21 protein-coding genes and 1 tRNA gene are annotated in these 21,819 nt (G+C 53.4%); 1 reads left to right on the plus strand and 21 read right to left on the minus strand.

The features are described 5' to 3' along the window. Positions 1 to 57: 57 nt before the first annotated feature. The 14 genes from E0L13_RS10395 to E0L13_RS10460 all read right to left on the minus strand — a co-directional run bounded on the left by E0L13_RS10395 (position 58) and on the right by E0L13_RS10460 (position 13,584). Positions 58 to 468: a hypothetical protein gene (locus E0L13_RS10395; RefSeq protein WP_087477944.1), complete on the minus strand. Its 411-nt coding sequence runs from the start codon at positions 466 to 468 to the stop codon at positions 58 to 60. A 6-nt stretch (positions 469 to 474) separates the two neighbouring features. Further along, on the minus strand, positions 475 to 2,889 hold the full coding sequence (locus tag E0L13_RS10400; RefSeq protein WP_168062226.1) for an autotransporter outer membrane beta-barrel domain-containing protein: 2,415 nt from the start codon (positions 2,887 to 2,889) through the stop codon (positions 475 to 477). A 576-nt stretch (positions 2,890 to 3,465) separates the two neighbouring features. Next, the gene (locus tag E0L13_RS10405) at positions 3,466 to 4,290 is read right to left on the minus strand and encodes a hypothetical protein (protein ID WP_168062228.1); all 825 of its coding nucleotides are present in this window, start codon (positions 4,288 to 4,290) and stop codon (positions 3,466 to 3,468) included. Between the two features lie 421 nt (positions 4,291 to 4,711). Continuing rightward, a complete protein-coding gene (locus tag E0L13_RS10410; protein ID WP_095629320.1) occupies positions 4,712 to 5,479 on the minus strand; it encodes an amino acid ABC transporter ATP-binding protein in 768 nt (255 codons plus the stop codon). Positions 5,480 to 5,495: 16 nt separating this feature from the next. Further along, on the minus strand, positions 5,496 to 6,146 hold the full coding sequence (locus tag E0L13_RS10415) for an amino acid ABC transporter permease (protein ID WP_087477941.1): 651 nt from the start codon (positions 6,144 to 6,146) through the stop codon (positions 5,496 to 5,498). 114 nt (positions 6,147 to 6,260) lie between these two features. Continuing rightward, positions 6,261 to 7,058: an amino acid ABC transporter substrate-binding protein gene (locus E0L13_RS10420; protein ID WP_168062230.1), complete on the minus strand. Its 798-nt coding sequence runs from the start codon at positions 7,056 to 7,058 to the stop codon at positions 6,261 to 6,263. Positions 7,059 to 7,070: 12 nt separating this feature from the next. Continuing rightward, positions 7,071 to 7,862 carry an amino acid ABC transporter substrate-binding protein gene (locus tag E0L13_RS10425; protein WP_168062232.1) on the minus strand — a complete coding sequence of 264 codons (792 nt, stop codon included), beginning with the start codon at positions 7,860 to 7,862 and terminating at the stop codon, positions 7,071 to 7,073. Between the two features lie 180 nt (positions 7,863 to 8,042). After that, on the minus strand, positions 8,043 to 8,546 hold the full coding sequence (locus tag E0L13_RS10430; protein ID WP_168062234.1) for a hypothetical protein: 504 nt from the start codon (positions 8,544 to 8,546) through the stop codon (positions 8,043 to 8,045). A gap of 62 nt (positions 8,547 to 8,608) precedes the next feature. After that, complete coding sequence (locus E0L13_RS10435) at positions 8,609 to 8,938, minus strand: hypothetical protein (protein ID WP_095629317.1); 330 nt, start codon at positions 8,936 to 8,938, stop codon at positions 8,609 to 8,611. Positions 8,939 to 8,947: 9 nt separating this feature from the next. Beyond that, a complete protein-coding gene (locus tag E0L13_RS10440) occupies positions 8,948 to 9,856 on the minus strand; it encodes a hypothetical protein (RefSeq protein ID WP_168062236.1) in 909 nt (302 codons plus the stop codon). 9 nt (positions 9,857 to 9,865) lie between these two features. Beyond that, a complete protein-coding gene (locus E0L13_RS10445) occupies positions 9,866 to 10,810 on the minus strand; it encodes a phosphodiester glycosidase family protein (RefSeq protein ID WP_168062238.1) in 945 nt (314 codons plus the stop codon). A 33-nt stretch (positions 10,811 to 10,843) separates the two neighbouring features. Beyond that, positions 10,844 to 11,659 carry a polysaccharide deacetylase family protein gene (locus E0L13_RS10450; protein ID WP_168062239.1) on the minus strand — a complete coding sequence of 272 codons (816 nt, stop codon included), beginning with the start codon at positions 11,657 to 11,659 and terminating at the stop codon, positions 10,844 to 10,846. 68 nt (positions 11,660 to 11,727) lie between these two features. Continuing rightward, entirely contained in the window at positions 11,728 to 12,696 is a 969-nt protein-coding gene (locus E0L13_RS10455; RefSeq protein WP_168062241.1) for a C-terminal binding protein, read from the minus strand. A 222-nt stretch (positions 12,697 to 12,918) separates the two neighbouring features. Then, a complete protein-coding gene (locus E0L13_RS10460) occupies positions 12,919 to 13,584 on the minus strand; it encodes a CpXC domain-containing protein (protein ID WP_168062242.1) in 666 nt (221 codons plus the stop codon). A 370-nt stretch (positions 13,585 to 13,954) separates the two neighbouring features. On the opposite strand from E0L13_RS10460, the gene E0L13_RS10465 reads away from it, so the two are divergent. Beyond that, positions 13,955 to 14,137, plus strand: coding sequence for a hypothetical protein (locus E0L13_RS10465; RefSeq protein ID WP_087477931.1), 183 nt, complete (start codon positions 13,955 to 13,957; stop codon positions 14,135 to 14,137). 193 nt (positions 14,138 to 14,330) lie between these two features. Here the strand turns inward: E0L13_RS10465 and E0L13_RS10470 are convergent. The 7 genes from E0L13_RS10470 to trmB form a co-directional block, all read right to left on the minus strand. Further along, positions 14,331 to 14,419, minus strand: a tRNA-Ser gene (locus tag E0L13_RS10470). A 48-nt stretch (positions 14,420 to 14,467) separates the two neighbouring features. Continuing rightward, positions 14,468 to 15,694, minus strand: coding sequence for a Zn-dependent hydrolase (locus tag E0L13_RS10475; RefSeq protein ID WP_168062244.1), 1,227 nt, complete (start codon positions 15,692 to 15,694; stop codon positions 14,468 to 14,470). A gap of 224 nt (positions 15,695 to 15,918) precedes the next feature. Further along, positions 15,919 to 17,055, minus strand: coding sequence for an acyl-CoA dehydrogenase family protein (locus tag E0L13_RS10480; protein ID WP_240924726.1), 1,137 nt, complete (start codon positions 17,053 to 17,055; stop codon positions 15,919 to 15,921). A gap of 85 nt (positions 17,056 to 17,140) precedes the next feature. Then, the gene (gene hydE / locus E0L13_RS10485) at positions 17,141 to 18,241 is read right to left on the minus strand and encodes a [FeFe] hydrogenase H-cluster radical SAM maturase HydE (protein WP_168062246.1); all 1,101 of its coding nucleotides are present in this window, start codon (positions 18,239 to 18,241) and stop codon (positions 17,141 to 17,143) included. 295 nt (positions 18,242 to 18,536) lie between these two features. Then, positions 18,537 to 19,805 carry a uracil permease gene (gene uraA / locus E0L13_RS10490; protein ID WP_168062248.1) on the minus strand — a complete coding sequence of 423 codons (1,269 nt, stop codon included), beginning with the start codon at positions 19,803 to 19,805 and terminating at the stop codon, positions 18,537 to 18,539. 18 nt (positions 19,806 to 19,823) lie between these two features. After that, positions 19,824 to 21,062, minus strand: coding sequence for a putative peptidoglycan glycosyltransferase FtsW (locus E0L13_RS10495; RefSeq protein WP_087477926.1), 1,239 nt, complete (start codon positions 21,060 to 21,062; stop codon positions 19,824 to 19,826). Next, entirely contained in the window at positions 21,046 to 21,720 is a 675-nt protein-coding gene (gene trmB / locus E0L13_RS10500) for a tRNA (guanosine(46)-N7)-methyltransferase TrmB (RefSeq protein WP_087477925.1), read from the minus strand. Before trmB ends, E0L13_RS10495 begins: the two co-directional genes overlap by 17 nt. Positions 21,721 to 21,819 lie beyond the last annotated feature (99 nt).

Genomic DNA, 21,819 nt, shown 5'->3' on the forward strand with positions numbered 1-21,819 from the left:
CATATCATAAATAACAAGAGCCGGGCATCGCATAGATGTTCCGGCTCTCGTCATATATTATCTGTTTCTATGCAAGGAAAACCATTGCTTGCGGCAATCGGCGCTGCAGAAAGCCGTCCGCCTGTCCTTAGCGTCCCGTATTTCCACGAGGACGCCGCAGTTCCGGCAGCGGAAGGCGTGCTGTACGGGCTGGGACTCCACGTTTTTGGAATGCTTCCAGTACAGCCGCTCGCAATGGGGCGAGCAGAATTTTCTCCGCTTATCCGCCCCTTGCGTCACGACGACCCACTTGCCGCAGCGGATGCAGCGGAAGGAGCGCAGCACCTTTCCTCCGGCTCGCTGAGACGGCGGCGCTTCGTCCCGATGGCGGTAGGCGTAGCGCCGGCAGGACGCACTGCAGTACCGCTCCGTCGCGCGGTGCGCCGTAAAGACCTTGCCGCAGACCGGGCATTTCGCTTCCCGTTCCACTGCTCCTTAGACCTTCCAGTTCATGCCAAAGTTGAACTGGTACGTGTCTTCATTGTCGTTGCCGATGGATTTTTCCATGTCCAGGTACATATAGGTGCCCTTGCTGAACTGATGGGAGAGGCCGATGTCGTACCACGTGCCTTCGTTTTCGTAAGTCGTGCTGAGAAGGCCCGTGGCGTCGCGGGCTTCGATGTCCTGGTCGCCAAGGAATTCATGGAGCACGTCGGCCTTGATGTAGAAGGTGCTCTTTTCGCCGACGTCCTTACCGAGGCGGAAACCGACGCGGCCAATCAAGCTGTCAATGGCGTCGAGCTGGACGTGCGTATCCTGGCTCGTCGTGTAGTCGGCGTCGGTGACGTGAGCATACTGGATCTGAGCCTGCGGCTCGATGTACCAGTTGTTGCCCAGGTCTTTCTTGCGGCCGTATTCGGCGCTGGCCGAATAGACAAAGTTGCTGTAATCGCCGGTAACTTTTTCGCCGAGGGTTCTCGTGTACAGTTCGAAATCGTTGGACAATCTGCCGAACTTCAAGACGTAGTCCGTATAATGGCCCTTATTGCCCAGCCACGTGTCGTAGAACCAGATGCCGCCGCGGCGTACGTCGCCTTCACCGGCTACGTTCTTGTAGTCCGCCGTGCCGCGCATGTAGTCGATCGCCACGCCCTGACGATGTTCGCCGTCCTCGCGGTCGTTCACCCGCGTATCGTAGCCTAATTCCATCATGGTGTTCATACTGCGGAAAGCGTCGGACTTGCCGATACGGTCATGACGCATACGAACCCAAAGCCCTTCGTCGCCGTCGATGTAGCGAGCTTCCCCCATGCGCTTGTTCAGACGGTCCATATAGATAGCGTTGGAGTAGTTAATTCGCGACATAGCTACGACGGTCTTGCCGGCGTCAGACGTCTGATCAGCCGACTTCGTACGCTGCAAATACCAGTTTGTACCGTTATCGCCGTAATTCGCATCAATATATGCATCGCCTGGTTTTACTTCGTTAAAATTATCGCCGTTATATCCCTGATTTTCAGCGTCCTCCTGATTATATGCTTCGTTTTTAATCAAGAATGCGTTATTCATAACGCCGCGATCCCGCATCATAACCATGTTAGCTCTTGCAGCTATTCCATCATTTGCAATCGTTTCGCCGTCATATTCACCAGTAAAGTAGAGATTATCAATCCCCGGCAATACCGTGGCAAAACGCAGTTTTTCTCCGTCGGCAATCTGGTCGATGCCTTCGATATTGTTAATGATAACGTGCTGTACATACGTATTCGTATCGCCCTCGCCTGTCCCTACATCATGGATATACAGCATATCGCTAAGAAAATGCTCCTTATCAAGGTTGACAACGAAATTATGACTGCCCGTTAAGTTACCGACATGGAGGGCGTGCGTCGACGTACCATTCGTCAAATCTACCGTACCGTTATTGCCGCTCAGGTTTGTTACCCAACTTTGACCAGTTACATGCCATTTTGCGCCGTCTAACTCGATGTTGACATTCCCAGAACTTTCAACGTTATTACTGAATTCCGGCGTAAAAATATCCGTATGTCCATTTTTCCACGTATCGCTGTCCGCATCTTGGTAATCGTCGGCTCGGCCATCCCATTGTGTGCCTGCTCCGAGCTTCAAGTTCAGCTCGCCGCCGTTACCAGATAAAGCATTCCCTTGAATCATTGCATTTTGGATTGCTTGTCCTTCGTTGGAAAACGTCGTAATTTCGGAACCAGCTCCCTTATAAACATTCAGCAACCCGCCATTGCCAGCCAGCATATCGCCGTAAATATAACTGCCGTCAGCTAAGTTGGCGTTAATCACGCCGCTGAACGGTTTCGTTTCTTCTTCCGGATTGCCCTCTACACGGCTCGCTCCAGCTACTAAGGCAATACCGACACTGTTCGTATCGTCAATAGAACCATTAGACGCCTGGATAGCCGTTAATCCGTTAATTGCAATCGTACCATTTTCTGCCCAGACAGTTCGTTCTTTAGCGATATCCGTATCGACATTTTGAGATACATTAGTTGCCGTTTCAATAATACTTTGATTTGCAGTACTTGTAATAGTAATATTTCCACCGTCTTTCGCATATACTGCTGATGTAATATGATCTGTATGAAAGCCATCTACATCAGATTCGTCTTTCACAACAGCCGCCGAACGAATATGATTGCTGTCGCCTGTAACAGTAACATTGGCCATCGTTGCAGATTGTACAGCGCCTTGAATATCATTTAAACCTGTTGCTATCGCACTGACGTCAGCTTCATTGGCTGCCAATACGGCAACACCCTGTCCGTAAGTATTTTTGTTATATTCACCATTTACAATCACATTTCGATAACCAGTTAATCCTACCGTGCTGTTGTCGGCATTAATAGCATTCGCTTCTACATTCTTAGTCTGTACCATATTCAGGCCTTTAGTAGCCGTCAAGTATGTTTGAGATTTATCAACAGCTTGTACGGCAATTGCCTTATCCGAAAACAAATTGTTGCCACCATTTTCAGCGATTGCTTTGACAATACTATCGCTGCCTGTATTATATACAGCCGTACTCGTACCGTATACGGTGTTATTTAATCCGCTTTGCATAGTAATGCAATTTTGATAAGTATATCCATAAGATTCATTATTTTCTACTTGAATACCAATGCCCTGCCCATTTTCATTATTAACAATTCCTTTTATAATATTACTACCATTTGTCGTTGTAAAATTAATATTTCCATCAGCTACGTCAAGTCCCACAGCTCCAATCCCTTGCTCAGACGTAGTAGTAAAATTAATACCTTCTGTACTATTTAAATTGACATATACTTTATCTGATTTCTGAGCTAAAATACCAACAGCCATACCATTTTTGTTTGTAATTGAAATATCTACAATATTGCCTGTTATGGTAGTGATATTATCATCTGACATACGATATCCATCCTCATCAATATAAGGAGCATCAGCAGGATTATCACTGGTAACCGGAGGCATCTACCCTTTTCTAGTGCCCGTTGCAAATATCCCTACATTCATATAGCTAGATTGGCTTGTGTCTGTCGCTGAAAGTTTTACTGTACCCGTTGTTTCTATTGTTATATTTGATGTACGAAGACCATTGATCCCGATAAGCTCTCCGTCTTCAGATTCTTGATTTTGCATATTCATATTTTGAATATATCCTTGAACTAAAAAGCTGCTGCTATTTGCATCAAGAATAATATCTTCATTAGCTGTCATATTAACATGACCTGATTCTGATGCACCAACTAATAATGAACCTTCAACGTCAATTAAAATTCCCTTTCCAGCATTGACATCAATTGTTCCTCCGTATGTATCTACTTGCAATCCAGACGTTGCAATATTTCCGTCGCCGTCTTTACCAATTACAAAATTTCCAGAAGCATTAATATCAGCATATACAGCTTTTTCATCGTTTCCGTAACCATTATTATTGGCATAATCTAATAAAATACCCGAACCAGTAATAGAAATATCATTACCTGTTAAGGTAACATACCCTTGAGATTCGGTTCCTGTAGTAGAAATCCCGTACCCACTGCTATTATTTAACGTAATATCGCCTTGGGTCGTAACAGACACACCATATTTCTTATCACTCAATTCAATAGCAGAATGCTCTTCGTCAGCTGTAATAATATAATTATCTGTCGAATCCTCACCACCATAAATAATATCTCCTGTATCAGCAATTAAAGAACCTTCATAAATACTTTCGGCATATCCAACAGTTCCTACAGTCAAACTCATAGCCAAGCCTAATAACACCGCTCGTCGTAATCCTGTTCCCTTCATACCTATTCCTCCTTAGCTAAATGCTATTGCATACCTAAAAACCTATTTACATACGCAGCTGTCCTCCGTATGACAAGGGGTATGCTTCGGGAAAATGGCACGACAAAAGGACAGAACTTGCGCTCTGCCTGTATGGATATGCTATATGCAGCAGGGCAGAAATTCCCTGCGTTTTCAGGTCATATCTATTATATGAACCGTACCCCCCCCCCCCCATTCTGTTACTGTTTATTCTTGTATATCATGATTTTACTATATTTATCGGGGGGAGGGGTGTACGCAATAAAAAAATACGCCATATCCGGTAAAAAATTTTCCCCACCGACACATCGTGTCGTCCGCATACTGAAAAATGCACCGCATATATCACAAAAACCGGCAAATGCTCGTTCGCACTTGCCGGTTTTTAGTTTCGTTTCTATCAGAACCGCAGCATGGATTTCAGGAAGCTTTGGGTTCGTTCGTTTTGCGGGTTTTCGAAGACTTGCTGTGGCGTGCCTTCTTCCTGGATGAGGCCGTCGGCCATGAAGATGACCCGGTCGGCGACTTCCTTAGCGAAGGCCATTTCGTGGGTGACGATGATCATGGTCATTTCTTCGTCGGCCAGCTGCTTGATGGTCCGCAGGACTTCGCCTGTCAGTTCCGGGTCGAGGGCCGACGTCGGTTCGTCAAACAGCATGATGTCCGGATTCATGGCCAAGGCCCGGGCGATGGCTACGCGCTGCTGCTGGCCGCCGGACAGGCGCGACGGATATTCGTCCCGTTTATCCCACAGTCCGACCTTTTTCAGCAGTTCTTCCGCCGTCGGCATGATGTCTTCGGTCTTCATACCCTTGACGATGCGCGGCGCCTCGAGGATGTTGTCGAGGACGGTCATATGGGGAAAGAGGTTGAAATGCTGGAAGCACATGCCCATGCGGCGGCAGATGGCCCGCACCTGAGCCGGCGGGGCGTAGACGGAGCGGCGGCTGCCTTCGGGCTGGCTGACCATGACGTCGCCGTCGACAGTAATCGTGCCGCCGTCGATGGTTTCGAGCTGGCACAGGCAGCGCAGGAAGGTACTCTTGCCGCTGCCCGACGGGCCGATGATCGAGACGACTTCGCCTTCGTCGACGTGGAGCGTCACGTCCTTTAAGACTTCCAGATTGCCAAATTGCTTGCGTATATGATCCATTTCAATAAAACTCATCGTATCGTTTCCTCCTTTATTCGTCGTATACGGCGTAGCGTTTTTCCAGATAGGTGAATACCTTTGTCAGAATAAAGGTAAAGAACAGGTAGAACACGGCGGCGACGACGAAGGCCGTCGTGTCGAAGTCGCGCTGTACGATGGAGCGCGTAATGCGCAGGATGTCGTTCATGGCCAGGATGTAGACCAGAGACGTATCCTTCAGGAGGTTGATCGTTTCGTTAGCCACCGGCGGCAGGACGCGCTTGACGACCTGGGGCAGGATGATGCGCCGCATGGTCTGGACGTAGGTCATGCCGAGGACCTTGGCCCCTTCGTACTGACCCTTGTCGATAGACTGGATGCCGCCGCGGAAGATTTCCGCAAAGTACGCCGCATAGTTGAATACGAAGGCGATGATGGCCGCCGGAAAATCAGGCAGGCGCAGGCCTTCGATGATAAAGGGCAGGCCGTAATAAATGAATAAGATCTGGAGCATGAGCGGCGTGCCGCGCATGACGTAAATATAGGCGCCCATGAATTTCCGCAGGGGCATGATGCGCGAAATGCGGGCAATAGACATGAGAATGCCAAGGGGCAGGCTCAGTACGATGGTAATGACAAAAATCTGCAGGGTGATTTCCAACCCGCCGGCAATGGCCGGGACAATATTCAATAAGTAATCCATGGTGTCTCCTCGCTTATAAGGGCCGTAAAGACGCACATAAGGTGATAGGCGCAGAAAGCGCGGAGCTGCCGCCCCTCGCCCTCTGCATGCTATCACCTGCTGGGCCCTTCGTGATTATTCTACTTTGATCGTAATGTCTTCGCCGAACCATTTCTGGGAAATCTTGGTCATCGTGCCGTCGGCGCTCATCTGCTTTAAGGTTTCGTTGAGCTTGTCCTGAAGCATCTTGTCTTCCTGGCGCATGCCGATGCCGTACTGTTCGTCGCCCATCTTGTTGTCGATGACCTTGAACTGTCCCGGCTTCTTGCTCATGTAGTAGCGGCCTACGACGCTGTCCACGAGGATGCCGTCGATGCGTTCCAGTTCCAAATCCATGAAGGCGGCGACGAAATCGCCGTACCGTTTGACTTCCTGAAGGGAGTTTTTAAATTCCGGCTGTTTTTCCAAGGCGTCGATAGAGCTGCTGCCTTCCTGGGTACCGATGATCTTGCCCGACAGGCCCGCCCGGTCGGCAATGGGCGAATCGGCCCGGACGACGAGGATCTGGGCGTTGTCCAGATACGGCTTGGAGAAGGCGATCTGCTTGGCCCGTTCTTCCGTAATAGTCAACCCGTTCCAGAGCATGTCAACCTGCTTGCTCTTCAAGGCCGCTTCCTTGCTGTCCCAGTCGATAGGCTTGAATTCGACGGGAATGCCCATGCGCTTGCCCGCTTCCGTAGCCAAATCGATGTCAAAGCCCACGATGTTGCCGCTGTCGTCGCGGAAGCCCATAGGCGGGAAATTGTCGTCGAGACCGATGACGATTTTATCGGGCAGCTTATCTGCCGCTTTTTCTTCACCGCCGCAGCCGGCCAGCATCGTCGCCGCCGCTGCGGTCAGCATTCCTATAGCCGCTAATTTCTTTACGTCCATTTTCCATACCTCCTACATGGATACGTCCATGCCAAACCATTTTTCCGAAATCTTCTTAGACGTGCCGTCGTTGTGCATGTCTTCCAATACCTTGTCCAGCTTTGCCTTCAGCTCCGTATCGTCCTTGCGCATGCCGACGCCGCAGGGAATGCTGGGATAGCCCACGTCGATAATGCGGAAATCGGCGTTGTTCTGCTGCTTGAAGTATGCTGCCGTCGTCAAGGCTACGACTACGGCGTCGATGCGGCCGACTTCCAAATCCATGAAGGACGTGACGTTGTCCGAATACTGCTTCAGTTCCTTAAAGGAATCGCGCAGCTCCGGCTCAGCGTTGATCGCTTCGAGGCCCGTGCTGCTCTGCTGGGTGCCGACGATCTTGCCGGTCAGGTCGGCCTTGCCCTGAATAGGCGAATCGCCGCGGACTAACAGGATCTGCGGGCCATTCTGATAGGGCCGGGAGAAGAGAATGTTCTTTTCCCGTTCCGGCGTGATGGACAAGCCGTTCCAGATAGCGTCGATGCGCTTGCTCGTCAGCTCCGTTTCCTTGCTGTCCCAGTCGACGGACTTGAATTCGACTTCCATGCCCAGGCGCTTCGCCGCTTCCTTCGCCATGTCGATGTCGAAGCCTACGAGCTCGCCTTTTTCGTCGTGAAAGCCGAAGGGCGGGAAGTTGTCGTCCAGCCCGATGACGATTTTATTTCGTTCCGCTGCGGCGCTATCCTTAGACCCCTCGCTGCCGCAGCCGACTATATTCATTGCTACAAGTGCAGCCGCCCCTACGACTGCCAACCGTTTCCACATCATCTTGAATCTCCCCTTCATATCTTACACAGTTCTAAATACAGTCCTTATTTTACTTTATTTCGTTAAAATAATAAAGAGTTTTCGCTATTCAAAATGATGGAATTTTTTCATGAATCCCCTTTATTTTGCTCTTATCCTCTTCAAATCTCTTTTTTACGCTCGTCTTTCTCTTCTTGGGCCCTATGATTCGTCGTGCGTCTCCTGCCATTCCTTAATGCGGTCGATGATGCGCTGCTTGTTTTTCCTGGACAAGAACTGCATGTGGACCGGCAGCACGGCGATACCCCCTTCTTCGGCCTTGCCCAGCTCGATTTCCTGCCAGTTGTCGGAGATGAGAAAAATATCCTTGTAAGGGAGGAAGACGAAGCTGCGCTCTTCGTGAATCTGCTCGTCGCAAAATTCCCGGAGAGACATGAACTGGCGGCGCACGATGAGGCCCTTGTCGGTGACGAAGCAGACGACGTCGCGCTGTCTGTGGATGCGCCACAGGCAGAACAGCAGGACGGCGATGTTGTCCAGGCGTGCCGCCAGCGTCGCTTCGCCGAGCATGAGCCAGAAAAAATACATGCCGACCAAGGTGAAGACGAGCTGCATGAATACGGAAAACCATTTGGAGTTTTCAAATTCTTCTTCAATGATGCCGCAGTTCGGATAGCGGCGCATCATGTCTTCTCTCGTAACCATAGTCCCTCCTGCCGGGCGGCTTCATGAAAAAAGGGGAACGCCCAGCGTCCCCCAATACAGACTCAGCGAGTCTTTTTACTTGTCTTCGGCCCCGTCTTGATGACGACGTTGCGGCCGTCCTTGACGACTTCCAGGGAAATATCTCCGACGCCGTCTTTATAATAGGCCATCTTGATTTCCAGCAGCAGGGAGCCAACCTTTTCCTGCAAGTCGTCCGTAAAGAACTGCTTGCGGAAGTCCGACGCCGTCTGCTTTTTTGCCGGTTTCTGAACGACGCGGGGCTTTGCCGCCGGTTCGTCGTCCCAATCGGCCGTTTCAAAGGTTATTTCTTCTTTTACGCCCTTGAACATGTCTTCGAGAGACCGGTTCTTGGGGATTTTATGCTTTGCCATCGTATCACCTTACTTATTTGTATCGCCGGAACTTTCCATCTTATCCGACGCTTCCAGCATGCTGTTGAGGGTCAGCTTGGAAAAGTCTTCCGGCGTTTTATATGTCGCTATCTTCGTGAAGCCTTGGCGCAGGCGGCCGCGGTATGCCGCGACAACCTTGTCGTCGCGGTTCAGCTCGGCGACGTAAATATCCTGGCCGTCGATGCCGACGAGACGGTACTTGCCGACCGGCGAGATTTCCCGCCAGCTGCTCGTCGCTCCTTCAAACATGTAGACGACGCCGGTGCGCAGGTTGTCATAGAAGAAGATGTCTTCGTCGTAGAATACGGCGATGCGGCCGATGTTTTCAGCCTGGACGTGGATGCGCCGCGTATCGTAGTTGGCGTCGGTACGGTAAATGCGGTACCGTTCGGGAGCCACTTCCAGCTTCATGTATACGACGTTCGTCGCCGTCGAGTAGGCTACGTCGACGATCTTGCTGTCTTCCGGCGCGTCTTCGATAGGCGTGTCCAGCTCCCGTTCGGGATATACCGGGTCGTACTGGGCGATGTGGACTTCATAGTTGCCCGTCTCGTTATCGTAGCCGTAGGTGGCAAAAATAGCCAGATTGCGATCCGGCAGCCATTCGAAGAAGGATACCTTCTTGCCGTGCAGGTTGATGCGCTGCGGCTCGCCCTTCTTACCGGCTTCGTAAATCGACACCTGGTCGTCGACAATAGTCGCCATAAACCGCTTGTCAAAGGAATAATAGGACTGGCCGTTCGGCTCTACGCCGAAGCCCAGGGCTTCCTGCTGGTTCGTGCCGGCGATCTGGAAATCCGAAGCCGGCGCAAAGAGCACCCTGTCCAAATATAAATATACGCCTGCCTGGACGGCAATGCCGACAACGAAGGCCAAGAGAACTCGTTTCGTGTTCATACATACCTCCTATTTGACGATAAATGCCGTCGGAATCATGCGTTCGCCCAGCAAGTCCGCCGGTTTGTTCACTATATTGCCGTTGAGGTACAGCGTTGAGCTGGAGCCTCCGTCCAGATTGGCCGCGATAACTGCGCCTTCTTCATAGAGGATATTCTGCAGGTCCCGCAGCGTCGCGCCGACAGAATACCCGGGCTGGCGGCCGTCGATGACCAAAAACAGCACCGTGCCGTCCTTGCGCTGACCGATAGCCGTGCGGGGGCCGACGCCCCAGCCGCCGTCGCCGTCGGTAATCATCTTTTCGCCGTTGACGATGAGGGCCGGGCCGAAGGATATGCCTTCTTTCGCGCCCATTTCGATGATTTCGCCCTTGCTGTACGTACCGGCGATGAGATTTCCTTCTTTATTGAATCCGACGAATTCGTTCACTTCCACGTCGAGGGAATTCTGCCCCAGAAGGAACCGGCCGTCATGAATGATAAAGCCGTACGGGCTGCGGCCCGTGCCGGTACCGTTGGCATCGTAAAAGCCGCCGGCGTTGATGGCCGCCACGGCGTCATGCCGCTTGGCGATGCCGCTCGTCGTGTCGCCTTTTTCATCCATATTTTCCGCCGTCGCTACTTCGATGCGCTTCGGGTCGGGGATTTCCAGCAAAAAGCCTTTGAAGCGGCTCGATTCAATCTGCTTTAAATTCAGGGACGAATCGGTGCGGGCCGTAAATTTAAACAGCTCCTGCTTCGGCGCCGTGCTGATGCCGCCCAGTATTTTATCGATTTCTTCCTGAGAAAAAAGCCACGTAATGTACTGGGGGTGGCGGCTTTTTAAAATCGCGCCGACGACGGTCCTCTTGATGTTGTCAAAGGGGCCGAACAGTACGACGACAGGCGACGTCACGCCGAAAAAGACCAGCAATACTATTAAAAATTTGCAAATATCTTTGAAATGTTTCTTCATAGTTACCTCAGAAATGTAAAGATAGACACGGCGTTATCGTTCTTCGTACTGCTCTGTCGTAACGCGCTGCTCAAAGTTTTCTATATCGACGGCGTTGCCAATCCAGATGCGGTTGACGGCATAGGGATTGTCGCCGCGCTTGGCCCATCCCGGATTCATAGTGACGGCCAGCTTGACGCCGTGCTTTTTCATGACGTCTTCAACAGCCTCATTGACCCGGCCATAGGGATAGCAGAAAAATTCGTTGTCGATGCCAAGGCGCTGCTTCAGCGCTTCCTGGCTCTTTTGCACGTCTTCTTCGACGGCTGCCGCTGAAAGCTCTGTCAGGCGCTCATGACGATAGCTGTGCGAAGCAATAGTAATGCCTGCGTCTTTCATTTCCTGGATCTGCTGCCACGTCAGACGCGTGCCCTGGTCGGCATCATACGTCGGGATGAATACGGTGCAGGGAAATCCGAATTCCTTCATGACGGGCATGACGATGGAATATGTATCAGGATATCCGTCGTCAAAGGTCAGCACGACAGGTTTTACAGGAACGGCCTTCCCTTCCGTCATGTATTCATGGAGCTGCTGCAGCGTAATGGGATGGAACCCGTTATCCTTTAAAAACTGCATCTGCTCGCGGAAGTGCGATTCCAGCAGAACGGCGTCGTTATCAGGCACGTCGCCTATCATATGATACATGAGGACCGGAATCCCTTTTTCGGGAACGGCCATTTCCACTTGTTCCTGCTGCGCTGCCGGAGCGGCGGACTCGGCGGCCGTCTTCGTGTCGGAAGACGGGCCGCAGCCCCCTAACAGGGCGCAGCAAAGACATGCCATTGCGGCGAATTTCCAAATGCGCAAGACATAAAGCCCCCTTCGTATGTCGGTTTATCCTGCGGCGCGCCGATGCGCCGCCTGTATGCACGATATTAATATGTATCTTTTACGACGATCGGCAGTTCGTCCCGCCGTCCTTCAAAGAACAGGCGAATATATGTCTCGGCGTCGTCGCGGACCTGCTTATCGGCTTCGACCGAATGGAAACTGACGTTGGGCGTCAGCAGGAATTCCGGCCGGGCGATCATCTTGAGCAGCATCGGACTGGGATGCTCCATAGACAAGACGTCCAGCGCCGCGCTGCGGATGTGTCCGTCGTCGACGGCATGGTACAGCGCCGCTTCGTCAGCCAGGCCGCCGCGGCAGCAGTTGACGAACATAGCGCCCTGCTTCATCTGCTCGAACTGTTCATCCTGGAAAATATACCGCGTCGTTTCATTCAGCGGCATATGGAGCGATACGACGTCGCTCGTTTCCAGCAGCTGATCCATATCGACAGGACGGACATGATGCGCATTCATGATGTCTTCGCTGACAAACGGGTCGTAAGCCTGAATGCTGCAGCCGAAAGCCTGCATGCGCGACGCGACGGCCCGTCCGATATGGCCGAATCCGACGAGGCCGATGAGATTGCTGCTCACGCGGTGGATAGGCCAGGCCACGGAGCCGTACTCCCAGCGGCTGTTGACGTTGATGTCCGTCAAGTATTCCGGCAGCTGCCGAATCAGGGCCAATATCATGGCGCACGTATGATCGGCAATATCGTCGACGCAATACGACATGTTATTGACGACGAGAACGCCGTTGCGGGCAGCCCCATCTAAATCGACGTTGTCATACCGCGTCGATAAAATGACGATGAGCTTCAAGTCGTCGAGCCGGTCCAAGAGCGAGCCGGAAATCCGTTCCGATTTGCAGATAATCACGTCGGCGTCTTCCAGCCGGTCAGCCATGACGTCTTCATCGGCTTCCGGACAATATTCGACGCGGGCAATATCCCGCAACCGCTCTCCAAAATCATCTTCGTCCTGACGTCCCGTCAAAACACTTATGTGATACATATCACAGCCCCTTTTCTTTGGTAAAAACAATCATCTAATTAAAAACCTACATATATCCTTAATTATATAACACATATTTGCCACTTCGCAAGTAAATAGGGCCATTCCCCCTCATTTCTCTTCCCCCCGGGGCAGCCTGCGTGCCCTGCCTGCAGCTACAGCAAAAGCCCGCGGAAACATGGCCCCGCGAGCTTTGATATGTCCGCTGCCCTTCACAGCGCTTTATTTCATAACAGTATCTAAAAACGCAATGGCCCATTCCTTATCGATGACCGGCACGTCCTTCGCCTGTTCTTCCAATTCCTTGCTGAATTCGTTCCGCAGCGTTTCGTACAATTCGGCGAAGCTGGCTTCGTAATCGACGTTCAGCGCTTCGTTCGTGCCATCGTCAATGAGGTGGATAATAAACTTGCCCTCTTCGTCCCGGATAAAATAACAGCCCGTCACATGAAACTCAGGATACTGGGCTTCCACCTGCCGTTCAGCCAGCAGCTTCAGCAACGCAATAATGCGGTCGTCCAGACCGGCGTCAGTGATGCGGAGCTTTTCCAGCATTTCGTCGAAGGAATGGACGATGCGGCAGACGTAATGCGCCGCGTCGTGCAGCACCGCCATCGCCTGCTTGAAAGCCTGACGCGCCGTTTCCTCTCCCTTTTCGTCGGCAGCATGATAGATCATAACAGCTCCATCCATATCATGATACAAGAAATTATAGCTGACGACGTGCTCGTATCCGCAGTGCGGACAATGCATGGTAAATGCTTCCAGCGACCGCACCGCGTCCTTCATTTCTTCATCGGTCTGTGTATTCACGCTGTCCCATACCTTAAACCGGCTGGTTTTGCCGCACCGGGGACAGGTAATCTCTTCCTCATGGAATCTCGACATAACGAACCTCCTTACTTCTCTCCATACGATATATGTTTCGCCGCCGACACGCCGCCTGCAGCGTTCCAGCTATTCCATTCCTATTATATTTTTACGAAAAAAAACTGTCAATTCCCTGCCGAAAATTCAACGCTTTGCGCCCCTCTGCCAGCGTTGCCGCAGCCTCGCCGCCGCTGCTTTCAAGAGCACGAATAAGCGCGCCCCGTTATTGACAGCGATAAAAAAGTATTCTATGCTGTACCTAAACTCTCCGGGCAAAATAGATTCCCGCCGGCCGCGCTGAGCCCTTCTTCCAGACGAAACACGCAGCCTCGGACTGCGCAAAGCCGGCTTTATTGCCTATAAAACAAAAAATTAGGAGGATATACGTATGGAAACGAAATGGTATGACAAAAAATGGATGTTGTGGGCTGCCCTCATCATCTGCTGGCCCCTCGGCTTGTATCTCTTGTATCGCCAGCGCCGCAACTACACGAAAACGCAGATTATCCTGTACATCATCATCACGGCCATTTGGTCCGCCTTCGCCCTGCTCAATGTATCACAAGGATGACGCATACGGCGCAGCTATGACAGGACGAAATCGCTCACAGACAGATTCTAATGCCATAGGGAAGCTGCAAATACGCCTTCCTGCGCCTGTCTTTCATGAAATAAACCCCTTTTTTAAACCCCTCGTCCAAAAAACGGCCCAAACTAGTGAACTAAAAGGGCCCGCCGAAAACCGGCGAGCCCTGTTGTTTGCTTGGCGGAAAGGGTGGGATTCGAACCCACGGTGCGTTGCCGCATCACTAGTTTTCAAGACTAGCTCCTTAAACCACTCGGACACCTTTCCATAACGGAATTATTATAGCAAACATCTATAATTTCCGTCAAGAAAATTTCACCTGTCCAATACGGCTTCGATGAGCCGCAGGAAGGCCCGGATACCTTCTTTTAACGCCGGTTCCGGCGTGTCTTCTTCCTTGCAGTGGGAAATGCCCGGGTCCGACATGACGAACATCATGATGGACGGCGCAGCCTTTACCATTTCTACGGCGTCGTGGAGCGGAGCGGAATACATGACGGCGTCCCTTCCCGTTTCCTCCTGGACGGCACGACGGCACAGCTCTTTCAGCGTTTCGTCAAACAATACGGGCTCCTTGTGCCAAAGGACGTCATGCGCTGCAGCTACGCCGTGTTCCCTGGCCCGCCCTTCATAGGCGGCGCGGGCTTCGTCTATCATCGTCTGGAACGTTTCTTTGTCGATGCAGCGGATATCCAGGGAAATGCGGCAGCGGCCGGGAGAAATGGTCACGACATTGGGGGCGACGTCTACTTGCCCGACTGTGCAGTACGCGCCGTATTTCAACGCTATTTTATTAAAATCAACGGTTGCTTCGGCAGCCGCTAAAAAGGCGTCGCGCCGCAACGCTACAGGCGAACCGCAATGGCTCTGCTGTCCCGTAAACGTAATGTACTCGCGGTGGCAGCCGCACACGCCGTACACGCAAGCAGCGCTCGTCTTGTTCTGCGCCAGCAGCGGCGCCTGTTCGATGTGCAGTTCCAAATAGGCCTGGACCTGCCGCGCTGCAAAGGCCGCCCTCGCCTCGTCTATCCGCTCGCCGTCCAATCCGCACGTTCGCAGCACGTCGGCGAAGGATTCCCCGTCTTTCGTTGTCAGAGACGCCGCCGACTGGGCCGTCATAGAACCGCTGGCGACGGCAGACCCAAAGCAGCTCTTGCCGAAGGCCATACCTTCCTCATCGACCCAGCCGACGACATACAAAGTCTTCTTCGGCTTCTTTCCATCTAGGCAATACGCGCCGTAGCCCATGCCGGCCGCTACACCCAGGGCCCCGTCCAGCCAGCCGCCGTCCGGTACGGAGTCAATATGGCTCCCTACGACGACGGACGCTTCACTTTCACCGGCAAACTTCGCCCATATATTGCCGACGGCATCCATTGACACTTCGGCTCCGGCCGCTTCCATATGACAGCGAAACCATTCCGTCGCCTGCTGCCACACCGGCGTCCACGACAGGCGCTGGGCACCGCCTTCGTCTGACGTAAGCACCGCCAGTTCTCTTAAATCGGCGACGATTTGTTCTGCCGCATCTGCTCTGTTCATCTGAATCCCCCTTGTATATACATATCTATGCTATGTTCCCGAAATGGAATTAGTTTGATAATACTATGACTGCCAGCCCGTTGGCAAGATATACTTGCACTCAATCTACAAAGGCCGCCTTCTCTTTCACCGAAGGCGGCTATTTTGTCATACCAGCAACATGACAAAATACCCTCTTTGCCGTGACATCCAGCAAAGAGGGTATATAGTATCAAATTCGCGCCTTACTGCAGCACGTGTCTGGCAATGACCATTTTCTGCACTTCGCTCGTCCCCTCGTAAATGCGCAGGATGCGGGCGTCGCGGTACAGGCGTTCGATGTCGTAGTCCTTCATGTAGCCGTAGCCGCCGTGTATCTGCAAGGACAAATCGCAGATGTAGCAGGCTGCTTCAGAGGCATAATATTTCGCCATCGCCGCCGCTTGGCTGATATCGCCGCCGGCCATCCGTTCCGACGCGGCGTTGTATACGAGGAGACGAGCCGCTTCCAGACGCGTCGCCATGTCGGCCAGATACCATTGCAGGCCCTGCTTGGCCGCAATGGGCTTGCCGAATTGAACCCGTTCCTTCGCATATTTGACAGCGCCAGCCATGGCCGCTTCGGCCACGCCGAGGGATTGGGCGGCAATGCCGATGCGCCCGCCGTCGAGGCCGCTCATAGCGACCTTAAAGCCGTCGCCGACACGACCCAGCACGCACGATTCCGGCACAGCGCAGTCCGTAAAAATCAGCTCCGACACAGCTGCGCCGCGGATCCCCATCTTATCTTCCGTCTTGCCCAATGAAAATCCCGGCGTGTCCCGCTTCATCAAAAAGGCCGTCATGCCGCCGCGAGTCCCCTTTTCCTTGTCCGTCACGGCGATGACTACGACGTGATGCCCTTCATGAGGCCCCATATTGCTGATAAAGCACTTCGTACCGTTTAATACATAGCGTCCGTCTGCATAGGCTGCCTTAGTCGTCAGCCCGCCGGCATCTGTACCGGCCCCGGCTTCGGTCAAGGCAAAAGCTCCTAACCGCCCTTCGGCTGCTGCCGGCAAAACCTCCCGCTTCTGTTCTTCCGTGCCGCGCTTGACGATGATATCGTTGACCAGCAGGTGAACGGCCAAGATCTCCGCCGTACTGGCGCAGCATTTCGCCACTTCTTCAATAGCGACGACCTTGCAGATTTCATCCATGCCGGCTCCGCCGTATTCTTCGGGAATGTTCAGCCCCATAATGCCCATGTCAGCCAATCCCTGAATCGCCTCGGCCGGGAACCGCCCCGTCTCGTCGATTTCCTTCGCCAGGGGCGCGATCTTTTCCTGCGCATAGTTGCGCACCATCCTCTGTATATCTCGCTGCTCTTCTGTCAACTGCATAGAAATCCCGCCTTTCATCGTAAGGTATACTTCTATTATGACCTACGAAAAGGCGCTTTGGCAACTGTATGCGAAATTAGCATGCCTACGTCTTTTGCTTATGGAAAAAATGCGGCGAATCGCCCCACTGGCCGAGCCCTACCGTATCGCCGACCGACGCGACGCGGGCGGCCAGGCAGTCCTTGCATTGGCCCGGCGTGTCTTCGACGCAGGGCTTGTTGTCGTACAGCAAATACTGAGAGCGGAACTTCGGCACCGTCACGATGGGCATGAGGACGTTGGCCCCGGCCTTAAGGCCCAGCTCGCGGCCCATGGGATGCAGGGCCTGCAGGGCCGTCGTCGAAGCGATGTTGACGTCCGGCAAAAACAGGCGCGTCACGGCGATCATCTTGAGGCCCAGTTCAAGACGGCGACGTTTCCCCTCGGCCGAATCAAGCCCCTGGGCTACGACGGCCTTGCCAAGAGGCGTATTGTGATGGACGACGTAAGGCCCCATGCCGATCATGTCGATATCCATGTCGCGGTAAAACAATATGTCGTCGGCCAAATCTTCTATAGTCTGGCCGGGCAGGCCGCTCATGTCGCCGGTGCCGACCTGATAGCCAATGGCCCGCAGCACGTCGAGGCAGTTCTTACGAACCTGCCATTGATGGTGGCCGTCCTGCGGATGAAGCTTGGCGTATAATGCGGGATTGCTCGTCTCGATGCGCAGCAGATAGCGGTGCGCACCGGCTTCAAACCAGCGGCGGTAGGCCGCCTCGTCCTGCTCGCCGACGCAGAGGGTAATGCCCAGCTCGCCGTGGCTCAGGGCCTTGATGTCCCGCACCAGCCCTTCGATGTAATCGATGAACGCCTCATCCTGCCGTTCGCCCGACTGAAGCGTCAAAGAACCGTACTGGTTGTCATAAGCCCATTTCGCCATCGCCAGGATATCGTCCCGGTCGGTGTCAAATCGCTCCACCTCGTCGTTGTCCCGCCGGATGCCGCAGTACAGACAGTTCTTGATGCAGCGGTTGGAAAATTCAATGAGGCCGCGATAATAGACGACGCGGCCAACGTTGGCCGCCTTGACCTCATAGGCCCGGTCGTACAAGGCCTGCATCTCGTCGGCGTCGGTCAGGCTGAGCAGGTAAATTAAATCGTCGCGGGTTAAATCCTTTTTATATAATACATCGGCAAGCGGCATAGCGCTCCCTCCTTTGCGATTGCACAATGGATTAGGAATCATTTTCGTAATCCGATAATACTATGACCGCCGCGATTTATCAAGCCCGTTTTTCACAGCTTCCTCCCCATTGCATAGAAGACGAAAAAAAAGAGGACTCTTTCGAGTCCCCTTTGCATCGTCAGAAAGGAATCATTTTTGGCATATCCGTTAACGTTTACCTTATATCAACAGCCCTGATATCGTACAACTGCAGCCCACCGTCTTCCATAACAAAAGACCTGCCGCCCATGCAGCAGGTCTTTTGCATATTTTTTTAATTTTTATTGGCCCAATGAAGCCGTTCAAAGAGCAGGAAGACTAGGCTCAGCACCATGGCGACGACCGTCGCAAGGCCCATGCCCTTGAGCTGGACGGGACCGAAGACAATGGTCGCGCCGCTGAGGCCGGAAATCATCGTCACAGCCGTGAGGATGAGGTTCTTCGACCGGGTGTAGTCGACCTTCTTTTCAACGAGCATGCGCAGGCCTGACGCGGCGATGAAGCCGAACAGGAGAATGCACACGCCGCCCATGACCGGCGTCGGAATGGCGTGGATGAGGGCGGCTATCTTGCCGATAAAGGAAAAAATGATGGCGAAGACGGCGGCGCCGCCGATAACCCAGGTGCTGTATACGCCTGTAATGGCCATGACGCCCATGTTTTCGCCGTACGTCGTATTCGGCGTCGAGCCGAGAAGGCCCGACAGGACGTTGGACACGCCGTCGGCAAAGAGGGAGCGATGCAGGCCCGGGTCTTTGATGAGGTCGCGGCCGACAATGTCGCTGGTCACGAAAAGGTGTCCCAGGTGCTCGGCCAGTACGACGAACAGGGCCGGCATGATCATCATGATAGCGCTGAGGTTAAACTCCGGCTTGTAGAACGTCGGGAAGGCAAACCACGGCGTTTCCTGTACGTGGCTCAAGTCGACAACGCCCATGAAATACGACAGGATATAGCCGGCGACGACGCCGACCAGGATGGGAATGATGCCTAAAAATCCGCGGCCCAATACGCTGGTGAGAATCGTGACGATGAGCGTAAAGGTCGAGATGATCATAGCCATTTCGTTTGACATGCCCTGGGCTTCGCCTATATAGCCCGACATGGTCATGGCCAGGGGCGCTAGCTCCAGGCCGATGATAGCTACGATAGAGCCCATCGCCGCCGGCGGGAAGAGGACGTCGATCCACTTCGTTCCGATTTTGTCGACGAGAGCCGCAATGACGATAAAGGACAGGCCGAAGACGATGAAGCCCCCTTGGGCGTCGCCGTAGGACATGCCCGGTACGGCACAGACGGCCAGAACCGGCGAAATAAAGGCAAAGCTCGAGCCCAAGTACGCCGGCAGCCGCCATTTGCAGATGGTCAGGTAAATGAGCGTGCCGATGCCGTTCATAAACAGGGCCGTCGCCGGATCTACGTGCAGCAGGAACGGCACGAGCACCGTCGAGCCGAACATGGCAAACAAATGCTGCAGGCTGAGAGGAATCGTCGGCAGCAGGGGCAGCCGTTCCTCTACGTGAATAATCCTTCGTTGTTCCATATATTCCTCCTAATGCAATCAGCGCAGGGGAAAGCGGCTGCGCGTTTCTTCCTTCATGGACCGCAGGACAGGCTGCGGTTCCGCCGCGGCCCGCTCCATGGCCTGTTTGTAATTTTGCCGGCAAATGTTGAGCAGCAGGGCCGCCGCCGCCATGTTGACTACCAGGGACGTGCCGCCGTAGCTGATAAAGGGCAGGGGCACGCCGACGACGGGCAGGACGCCGCAGACCATGCCGATGTTGATAAAGCCCTGGCCGCCGAAGTACAGCGTAATGCCCAAGGCCGTAAACATGCCGAATTTATCCCGGCAGTTCCAGGCCGTCATAGCCCCGAAGTAGACGACCGTACAGAACAGGAGCAGGATAAAAATAGACCCGCGCAGACCCCATTCCTGGGCCAGTATGGCAAAGGCAAAGTCCGTATGGGCTTCGGGCAGATAGCTGAATTTGCTGACGCCGTCGCCGATGCCTTGTCCCAGGATGCCGCCGGAGCCAATGGCGATGAGGCTCTGCACCGTCTGGTAGCCCAGAGTCTTTTCATATTCCCAAGGGTCGAGCCAGGCGATGATGCGGTTCATGCGGTACGGCGCCGACAACAGGTACAGCAGCGCGCCGCCGCCCAGTACGGCGCAGTGCCATTTGATATGGGACAAGCGCGCGCCGCCGGCAAAAACCATGACCGCCGGAATCGCCAGGATGACGAAGGCCGTGCCGGCGTCGGGCTGTTCCATGACCAATAGGAACATGAGCAGCGGCCCCCATAAGGCGATATGGGGCACAAACCGCAGCCGCCGCCAGAATACAACGTCTTTAGCATGAGACAGGCGGTATAAAAATTCAATAGGCCTGCGCTTTTCCAAGAAGTCGGCCAGATGGGACGCCGCATACAAAATACCGGCCAGCTTCGCCACCTCCGACGGCTGAAAGGTAAATCCGGCGACGCCGATCCAGCGGCGCGCGCCGTTGACGACGATGCCGATGGGAAAGACGATCAGCAGGAGGACGACGGCTCCGATGATAATCCACTTCGTATAGTTCCGCCATATGCGGTAATCTTTTTTATACAGGAAAAGCGCCGGCCCCAGCCCGACGGCGAAAAAAATGGCCTGGCGCATCAGGTGATTGAAAAACCGGCCGTGAACGCCGTCGGACACGAAGGTCGCGCTGAATACGTTGGCCATGCCCATAGCGACCAGCAGGGCAAAGGCCGTCAGCAGGGCCCAGTAGGTCCGCCGCAGTTCTTTAGTTTCCTTCGTCATGACCTATTCCTCCGGCCGGCGGCATAGCCGCGCAATGAAAAATAGGCTGTCCTTTCGCGCTGAATTTTGCTTCGTATTCGGTCATCGCTTCGTTGACGATATCGCTGTGATGAAGGTCGTACGTCACTTCCGACAGCTGCCACTGCCGTTCCTTAAATTCTTCCAGCGTAAAGTCGAACAAGCCCGCGTTGTCAGATTTAAAATCGATGCGGCCGCCCTCCGCCAGCAGACGGGCGTAGCGGTCGAGAAAATCGCGGTACGTCAGGCGGCGCTTGGCGTGGCGCTTCTTCGGCCAGGGGTCGCAGAAATTGATAAAAAAGCGGGATACCTCGCCGGGCGCGAAGATTTCTTCCAAACGGGCCACGTCGAACCGCAGCAGGTGGACGTTGTTCACCTCGGCGGCGGCGCATTTCTTGCCGGCGTAATACAGGACGCCGACCTGGATTTCAATGCCGATGAAATTTGCTTCCGGATGGAGCTGGGCCATTTGGGAAATGAAATTCCCCTTGCCCGTGCCGAGCTCTACCCACAGGGGCTTGTCCGGATCTTCGAACAGCTCCCGCCATTTTCCTTTATGTTCTTCACAATGTTCCAAGTGGACGAACGAAGCGTAATCCAAAATGGCCTCGTCAATCCACGGTTTTCTCCGTAAACGCATGAGTTCCTCCTTTATCTGCGTATATAAAGAGGCTGATTCCACGCGAAATCAGCCTGTAATACTCGTATTATTATAGGATATGGCAAAAGGCAGTGTCAA

This window comes from Megasphaera sp. SW808, assembly GCF_012027795.1.
Taxonomy (GTDB): Bacteria; Bacillota; Negativicutes; order Veillonellales; family Megasphaeraceae; genus Megasphaera; species Megasphaera stantonii.

Bases quoted from the DNA above. Each gene is read 5' to 3' on its own strand.
- E0L13_RS10400 (WP_168062226.1), bottom strand. From the start codon at position 2,889: ATGGTACAGACTAAGAATGTAGAAGCGAATGCTATTAATGCCGACAAC.
- E0L13_RS10405 (WP_168062228.1), bottom strand. From the start codon at position 4,290: ATGAAGGGAACAGGATTACGACGAGCGGTGTTATTAGGCTTGGCTATG.
- E0L13_RS10410 (WP_095629320.1), bottom strand. From the start codon at position 5,479: ATGAGTTTTATTGAAATGGATCATATACGCAAGCAATTTGGCAATCTG.
- E0L13_RS10415 (WP_087477941.1), bottom strand. From the start codon at position 6,146: ATGGATTACTTATTGAATATTGTCCCGGCCATTGCCGGCGGGTTGGAA.
- E0L13_RS10420 (WP_168062230.1), bottom strand. From the start codon at position 7,058: ATGGACGTAAAGAAATTAGCGGCTATAGGAATGCTGACCGCAGCGGCG.
- E0L13_RS10425 (WP_168062232.1), bottom strand. From the start codon at position 7,862: ATGATGTGGAAACGGTTGGCAGTCGTAGGGGCGGCTGCACTTGTAGCA.
- E0L13_RS10430 (WP_168062234.1), bottom strand. From the start codon at position 8,546: ATGGTTACGAGAGAAGACATGATGCGCCGCTATCCGAACTGCGGCATC.
- E0L13_RS10435 (WP_095629317.1), bottom strand. From the start codon at position 8,938: ATGGCAAAGCATAAAATCCCCAAGAACCGGTCTCTCGAAGACATGTTC.
- E0L13_RS10440 (WP_168062236.1), bottom strand. From the start codon at position 9,856: ATGAACACGAAACGAGTTCTCTTGGCCTTCGTTGTCGGCATTGCCGTC.
- E0L13_RS10445 (WP_168062238.1), bottom strand. From the start codon at position 10,810: ATGAAGAAACATTTCAAAGATATTTGCAAATTTTTAATAGTATTGCTG.
- E0L13_RS10455 (WP_168062241.1), bottom strand. From the start codon at position 12,696: ATGTATCACATAAGTGTTTTGACGGGACGTCAGGACGAAGATGATTTT.
- E0L13_RS10460 (WP_168062242.1), bottom strand. From the start codon at position 13,584: ATGTCGAGATTCCATGAGGAAGAGATTACCTGTCCCCGGTGCGGCAAA.
- E0L13_RS10465 (WP_087477931.1), top strand. From the start codon at position 13,955: ATGGAAACGAAATGGTATGACAAAAAATGGATGTTGTGGGCTGCCCTC.
- E0L13_RS10475 (WP_168062244.1), bottom strand. From the start codon at position 15,694: ATGAACAGAGCAGATGCGGCAGAACAAATCGTCGCCGATTTAAGAGAA.
- E0L13_RS10480 (WP_240924726.1), bottom strand. From the start codon at position 17,055: ATGCAGTTGACAGAAGAGCAGCGAGATATACAGAGGATGGTGCGCAAC.
- hydE (WP_168062246.1), bottom strand. From the start codon at position 18,241: ATGCCGCTTGCCGATGTATTATATAAAAAGGATTTAACCCGCGACGAT.
- uraA (WP_168062248.1), bottom strand. From the start codon at position 19,805: ATGGAACAACGAAGGATTATTCACGTAGAGGAACGGCTGCCCCTGCTG.
- E0L13_RS10495 (WP_087477926.1), bottom strand. From the start codon at position 21,062: ATGACGAAGGAAACTAAAGAACTGCGGCGGACCTACTGGGCCCTGCTG.
- trmB (WP_087477925.1), bottom strand. From the start codon at position 21,720: ATGCGTTTACGGAGAAAACCGTGGATTGACGAGGCCATTTTGGATTAC.